This is a genomic window from Bradyrhizobium sp. 61 (assembly GCF_023073075.1).
Lineage (GTDB): Bacteria > Pseudomonadota > Alphaproteobacteria > Rhizobiales > Xanthobacteraceae > Bradyrhizobium > Bradyrhizobium barranii.
The window spans coordinates 1-5,552 of the sequence record NZ_JADPIU010000036.1 but is presented as its reverse complement, the minus strand read 5'-3'; the positions used below and the strand labels follow the sequence as shown (position 1 = coordinate 5,552).

11 protein-coding genes are annotated in these 5,552 nt (G+C 59.7%); all 11 read left to right on the top strand.

Features of this window, described 5'->3' with window-relative positions; all coding sequences use genetic code 11:
• Window positions 1-139 precede the first annotated feature (139 nt).
• The 11 genes from IVB46_RS11765 to IVB46_RS11715 all read left to right on the top strand — a co-directional run bounded on the left by IVB46_RS11765 (window position 140) and on the right by IVB46_RS11715 (window position 5,491).
• Entirely contained in the window at window positions 140-298 is a 159-nt protein-coding gene (locus IVB46_RS11765; protein WP_247342792.1) for a hypothetical protein, read from the top strand.
• A gap of 173 nt (window positions 299-471) precedes the next feature.
• Window positions 472-870: a hypothetical protein gene (locus IVB46_RS11760; protein WP_247342789.1), complete on the top strand. Its 399-nt coding sequence runs from the start codon at window positions 472-474 to the stop codon at window positions 868-870.
• 32 nt (window positions 871-902) lie between these two features.
• A complete protein-coding gene (locus IVB46_RS11755; protein ID WP_247342785.1) occupies window positions 903-1,139 on the top strand; it encodes a hypothetical protein in 237 nt (78 codons plus the stop codon).
• A 277-nt stretch (window positions 1,140-1,416) separates the two neighbouring features.
• Window positions 1,417-1,602: a hypothetical protein gene (locus IVB46_RS11750; protein ID WP_247342782.1), complete on the top strand. Its 186-nt coding sequence runs from the start codon at window positions 1,417-1,419 to the stop codon at window positions 1,600-1,602.
• Entirely contained in the window at window positions 1,599-2,597 is a 999-nt protein-coding gene (locus IVB46_RS11745) for a hypothetical protein (RefSeq protein ID WP_247342779.1), read from the top strand. Before IVB46_RS11750 ends, IVB46_RS11745 begins: the two co-directional genes overlap by 4 nt.
• Window positions 2,590-2,835 (top strand): hypothetical protein, encoded by a 246-nt coding sequence (locus IVB46_RS11740; protein WP_247309785.1) that lies wholly within the window; start codon window positions 2,590-2,592, stop codon window positions 2,833-2,835. Before IVB46_RS11745 ends, IVB46_RS11740 begins: the two co-directional genes overlap by 8 nt.
• Window positions 2,828-3,016, top strand: a complete 189-nt coding sequence (locus IVB46_RS11735) for a hypothetical protein (protein WP_247342777.1) — start codon at window positions 2,828-2,830, stop codon at window positions 3,014-3,016. Before IVB46_RS11740 ends, IVB46_RS11735 begins: the two co-directional genes overlap by 8 nt.
• Before the next feature lie 190 nt (window positions 3,017-3,206).
• The gene (locus IVB46_RS11730; RefSeq protein ID WP_247342774.1) at window positions 3,207-3,410 is read left to right on the top strand and encodes a hypothetical protein; all 204 of its coding nucleotides are present in this window, start codon (window positions 3,207-3,209) and stop codon (window positions 3,408-3,410) included.
• Entirely contained in the window at window positions 3,407-3,610 is a 204-nt protein-coding gene (locus IVB46_RS11725) for a hypothetical protein (RefSeq protein ID WP_247342772.1), read from the top strand. The genes IVB46_RS11730 and IVB46_RS11725 overlap by 4 nt, the downstream gene beginning before the upstream one ends.
• A 77-nt stretch (window positions 3,611-3,687) precedes the next feature.
• Window positions 3,688-3,927: a hypothetical protein gene (locus tag IVB46_RS11720; protein WP_247342769.1), complete on the top strand. Its 240-nt coding sequence runs from the start codon at window positions 3,688-3,690 to the stop codon at window positions 3,925-3,927.
• A gap of 253 nt (window positions 3,928-4,180) precedes the next feature.
• On the top strand, window positions 4,181-5,491 hold the full coding sequence (locus IVB46_RS11715) for a hypothetical protein (RefSeq protein ID WP_247342766.1): 1,311 nt from the start codon (window positions 4,181-4,183) through the stop codon (window positions 5,489-5,491).
• The last annotated feature ends 61 nt before the right edge of the window (window positions 5,492-5,552 follow it).

Genomic DNA, 5,552 nt, shown 5'->3' with positions numbered 1-5,552 from the left:
CCCGCTGGCGAAAATTCAACGGCGAGATCGTTCACGCAGCAAGGGAACGCTAATGGCCGCCCTCCTCGTCCTGGGCCTGATGTTCATCCCGGTCTACGCCGCGTCTCTCTTCACCAACCATACGCTTTGAGGAACTGACATGACGCGCGAACAACTCATTGCCACCATGAAACAGCACATCATTGACCGCGATGTCGAAGGTTTCGAGGAGGCCGCCGATGCAATTTTAGCGCAATTGCAGACCGAAGACCTCACGCCAGTCCGCACGCCATCGGTCTGCGAAACCGTACCGCGATGAAGTACTGGCTCCTATTCATGTGCGGTGTGGCCCTGCTAGCAATCTTCGGTCCGCCCTGGCTGCTGTTGATTGGCGTCGCCGCGTGGGGTGATCGCGTCGCGAAGCGGCGCCTCGCGAGGGGTCTCACACATTCGCTACGACAGTCTTAGTCTGACTTTTAACAGGGGAATTTCATGACCACGATTGACGAAATTTACGCCGCGATCAACCCGCTGCCGGCGATGCTGACGGCCAAGGGTAAGGTGAAGCCGGAAGTATCGTTTGGAGTCGATGCCAACGCCGGTTTGGCGATTACCATGAACTGGGTCAAGCCGTACTCGCCCAACGAGTGGGACCGGGAATACAAGCACTTCTCCGGCAAAGACTTCGCAGAAGCTCTCGGAGCTGCAACGGCCTTCATCAAGGGACTGCCGTCCGCCGAACAAGCGAAACTCCACAACTTCATGGGCAAGCTTGGCAAACTGATCGACGCCGGCAAGTCCGATGGCATTGAGGTAGATTATCTCAATCCGCTGCTCGACACGATGAAGCGGCTTTCCGAGAACGTCATCACCTACCAGCCGGCCTCTTAACCGCTGTCATCGCCCAACTTGGGATCTGAACAATGAGCTTTATTCCCTGCATCAAATGCCAAGGCGAAGGTCGGATATTCAAGTCGACGTACGGCGGAAATGATCCTGACGTGTGGGATGCCGGCAAGTGCGAGGCTTGTGACGGTAGCGGCAACCATACCTGCGACAATCGCGGCTGTGACGAGATCGCCCAGGGTTTCAACGACGACGGCGAGGCGCTTTGCCAAGACTGCCTGATGGAATGGACCATGAAGGCGTTTGAGCCATGATTGCAGAACTCAAACCGAAGGTGATCAGGCCGGAGCCATTGCACACGTCACAGTGCTGCATGCCCGTCGATCCGCCGACACATGCGACCATGTGGCGCCGAGATCGCTATATCCGGCTACGTCCTCACATGGACCCGGATAGGTGCCAGCGTGAAAGCACAGTCGAAATCGATGGGCAGCCATATTGCCGTCTGCATGCCGGCGGCGTCGCCCTAGATCGATGGCTTAGCGGCAAGCTGACCGCCTCTTCACCACTTCCTCAACAGGATCGCCAGTGATGTTCGGCAAATTCATCTTCGAGTGCGACGAGGACAACATCGTGCTCGCCATGCGAACCGCGAAGAAACTCTCCCAGGATGAGACAAACAGGGAGTGCCTGGTGGCGTTCGGGGAGGACGGAGGAATTCAGATGTTCGGTCGGAAGCTCAAGCGCAGCATCAGCGTCAAACAGGTGAAGCCATGACCGAACCTCGTGATCAATCCTCCGCTGGCAGTGGGGATGCAGCCATGCGGTTGTTAGCGGCCGAAGATGAACGGCAATCGAAGCTGCACGAAATTCTCGAAACGATCCGCGAGCAAATCAGGCTGGAAGTCGCGCCAGAGCATCGGCCCGAGGGTCTGTTCAAGAACATTCAGGATGCGGTCTACGCTATGCGCGGCCGGACGCGCCTGATGGACGATGCGGCGATTACTCACGCTATTCAGTCTCGTATAGCTGATGGGAGGTCTGATTCCCCTTCCCCGGCTATTGCCAGCCCGGTGGCGCCCTCTCGGGACGAGGAACGAGGGCGCACTTTCACTCCTGCCCAAGCTGCGGAAGTGCCGCCGATCACCGACCTAATATACCTCAAGCAGCAATCGGAACGGCTCAACGTCGTGGATCAGCACGCACTCGCTGAGTTCATCGCGCCGAACCTTGGCATGATGCTGGTGAACGATCCGGCGCCGGCCGCTCCGGTCGAGACGGAACGACGCTGCCAGAAGTGCGGCGGGACGACCAAAGGCGAAGAGGCTTACGTCGATGGCCAGGTTTGGTGCCATCCATGCGCGGACGCTCGGTGTTCTGCCGACAAAGAAAGTGCCGCCGACACCGAGCTGTATCGGCTCCGCGATCTGATCGCATCCCACATCGCTTGCGAGGCGGATTGCCAGAAGATGCCCACGGGATGCGGTTGCGCCTTAACCGCCGCACGGGCGGTCATGAATGGTGGACCGCAGGGAGCAGCGGTGCGCGAGGCGCTGGAGATTGCAGAGGACGTGCTGTCTAGGGCTCCATTCTCCACGGCGATCTGGCCGAACGGCATGCACCCGAACAGGGGTATCGAGAAGATACGCGCCGCACTGGCACTCACGCGCCCAGTGCTCTGTACATGCGCCGCGCTCGGCAAGCCGAACATTCCGCATGTGCGGAGCTGTCCCGCGCACCCTTCGCACAACCGAGGTACTGAAAATGGCTGAGACTAGCATTACCGCACGGGTTGTTTTCGACATCCTGAATCCCGTAGCTCCGGCAGTCGAGAATCTTGCTTGCCACCAAGAGCAAGGCGACCAGGACGGCGTGATGGTGAAGGTATCGCGTCAAGCCTTGGATGAGGTTCTGGAAGCCATCAACAAGCTAGCCATAGCCGCCGCGCAAGACGCGCTCGCCACCGCTCCTGTGTCCTCACCTCTGACCACGGAGAAGAATGATGGCTAAGAAGCGCGAGCCCGAGCCGGATGAACCAGAAGACCGTTTTGCCGATGTATTCCACTCGTTCAAGGATCTTCACAACGTCTCGCCGAGCCAGTTTCTGGCGCGATTGGAGCGCAAGGGCGTCATCGTCGCCTGGAAGGCGAAGCGGCGCCGCGCGGCTGTTGTGGGAGGATCTGGGACGTGAGCTACGAAAGCGCACACAAGCGTTTTGCGAACGCTAGGGAACGGTATCATCAGCTTGAATCCGAACTTGCGGTGGCCCGAGCCGAGATGAATGCGGCCGAGCGCGAATGCTCAGTCGAATGGCGAAAGGTTATCGATGAAGCTCACGCTCGCAGATCTGCGGTGGCTTCAGATCAGTGCGGGGGTGGCGCGTGAAACTCAAGCCTCCAGATAGCAGCCTCGATGACTACGTCGCCAGGCGCCGCGCATTCGTCGCCGCGCTCAATGCGACCGAGCCAACGCCACGAGAGCGGCTGGAATGCCTCAAACGATGGATCGACACCAACTCTCCGTACAGCGCCACGGAGAAGCTGGCGAACCTCAGGCGCGCGCTATTCGAGGACGACGACCGATGACTCTATTTTGGTGCCAGAGCGGGCCGAAGGTTTCCTATCACCGCGACGCTTTCCGCGAGTGGCTTGTGGTCGAAGACCTCAACCCCGAGAACAGCATCGAGTTTTCGATGACGCCGCTCGAATTGCTCAAGCTTGGCTTCAAGTGCATCTCGGCTGCGTGCTGGCCCAGGTACACGGTCTCCTCAAAGGAGCGATCATGAGACCGCCGCTCAAGTGTCTTCGCTGCGGAACGGTAGATGCTTTCGGCTCAGCCTCAGAGGGGCAGGAGCCACGCGAGATGTGGGCGATGCTTTACCTTCACGACTGGGACCCGCCCAAGGAAGGCCAAGAGCATCGCTGGGAGTCGGGTAAGAATGTCTTCCCTGAAATCCATGCCGTTTACGAGACGTTGCGGGATGCGAATGCTGTCCTGTCTCGAATGTCGGACCCGAAGAAATATTGGGTTCGCCGCGTCTGGATGCCGGCGCACGACGCCTCATCCTCAGTGACGTCGAACAACAGAGGTACTGAAGCATGACAATGCCGGCGCCGCACACGCTGGAACGCGAAAAGGACAAGCTGTACCTGACGGATGCAGAGTTGATCCGGCGCCTAGGCGTGCCAGAGAAGACGCTGCGGCCGATGCTTCCTGGGCTGGAGAAGAACTACGGTTTCCCGAAAAAGTCCCCCTTATTCGGGGATAGACGGTACTGGCCCGCCGTGAAAACTTGGCTCGACAAGCACAACGGGCTTACAGTGGACCCACTGACAAAATCAAAAGGGGTCCTACGATGACCGACGAACGACAGCCTCCCGTGCTGGGATTGCCTGCGCCTGGACTTGTCTGGAGGAAACGTAAAGAGGAGTGGGTAGCCACATGGCAGGCCCGCACCGACCGCGCCGAGAAGGGCTACAAGCCGAAATACATAGCGCTGTGGAAGGGCGTTGAGCCCACGGAAGCCGAAGCTATTGATATCTCAACGCGCTGCCAGCATCAGCAATATGACATGCTCACCTGGAAGCGAGAGCTGCCGCCGGCTGAGAAGCCGGCGCCGGCCAGCTACGATGGCACCTTGCATTCGCTGATCCATTGCTATCGGACGGACGTGGACTCGCCTTATCAGAAGAACCGTTACGGCACCCGCAGATGGCGCAACAACGTGCTGCGCCGGATCATCGCGAAGTACGGCGACACTCCGCTTTCGGAGATCAAGGCTCGCGTTCTGCTGGCTTGGCACAAGGAATATAGCGACGACGGAAGGATGGCGGCCAGCGGCTCTGCCCTCATCGGCCAGCTCCGGGCGCTTTTCAGCTTCGGCGCCACGCTCCTGGAAGATCCAGACTGCGAGCGTCTTTGCGGGGCACTGAGCAGAATGCGCTTTGCCGGTGCCAAGCCTCGCAGCGTGAGCGTCACGGCCGACTACGCCATCGCCATCCGCACCAAGGCCAGGGAGCACTTCGGCTGGTATTCGCTCGCGCTCGGGCAAGCGCTCCAGTTCGACTGCACGCTCCGTCAAAAGGACGTGGTTGGCGAGCTCGTGCCCTTGTCCGAGCCGGGCGTGTCCGCCGTGCTTATGCTCGGCCAGAAGTGGCTCCGAGGCATCACTTGGCAGGAGATCGACGAGAACCTGATCCTCCGGCACATTACCAGCAAGAAGCAGAAGCCGGTCGTGATCGATCTGAAGCTGGCGGCCATGGTCTTGGAGGAGTTCCAGATCATGATCGGCGACGAGCCGCTGATCGTGGTGGATGACGTCACCAAGAAGGTCACCGTCAGCCGCCATCTGCTGCCGGCCAGCGGCCCCCTCGTGATCAACGATGTCACCGGCCTGCCCTGGACGGCCAATGAGTACCGCCGCAAGTGGCGCCTGGTCGCCAACGCCGCCGGGGTGCCCAAGGAGGTCCAGAACATGGATAGCCGCTCAGGGGCCATCTCTGAGGCCATCCAGGCCGGCGCCCCGATCGAGTTCGTCCGGCATGCCGCGACGCACAGCGACGTTTCGCAGACTGCCGACTACGACCGGACCCAAGCCGAGTCCACGGCGAAGGTCATGAAGATGCGTATTGAGGCCCGGAACAAACCGAAACCGGGCAATGACTGACACATAACTGACGACCGTTGTTTTTGTTAAGACATTTTCCGCCGTCCAGTGTTCCAGACAC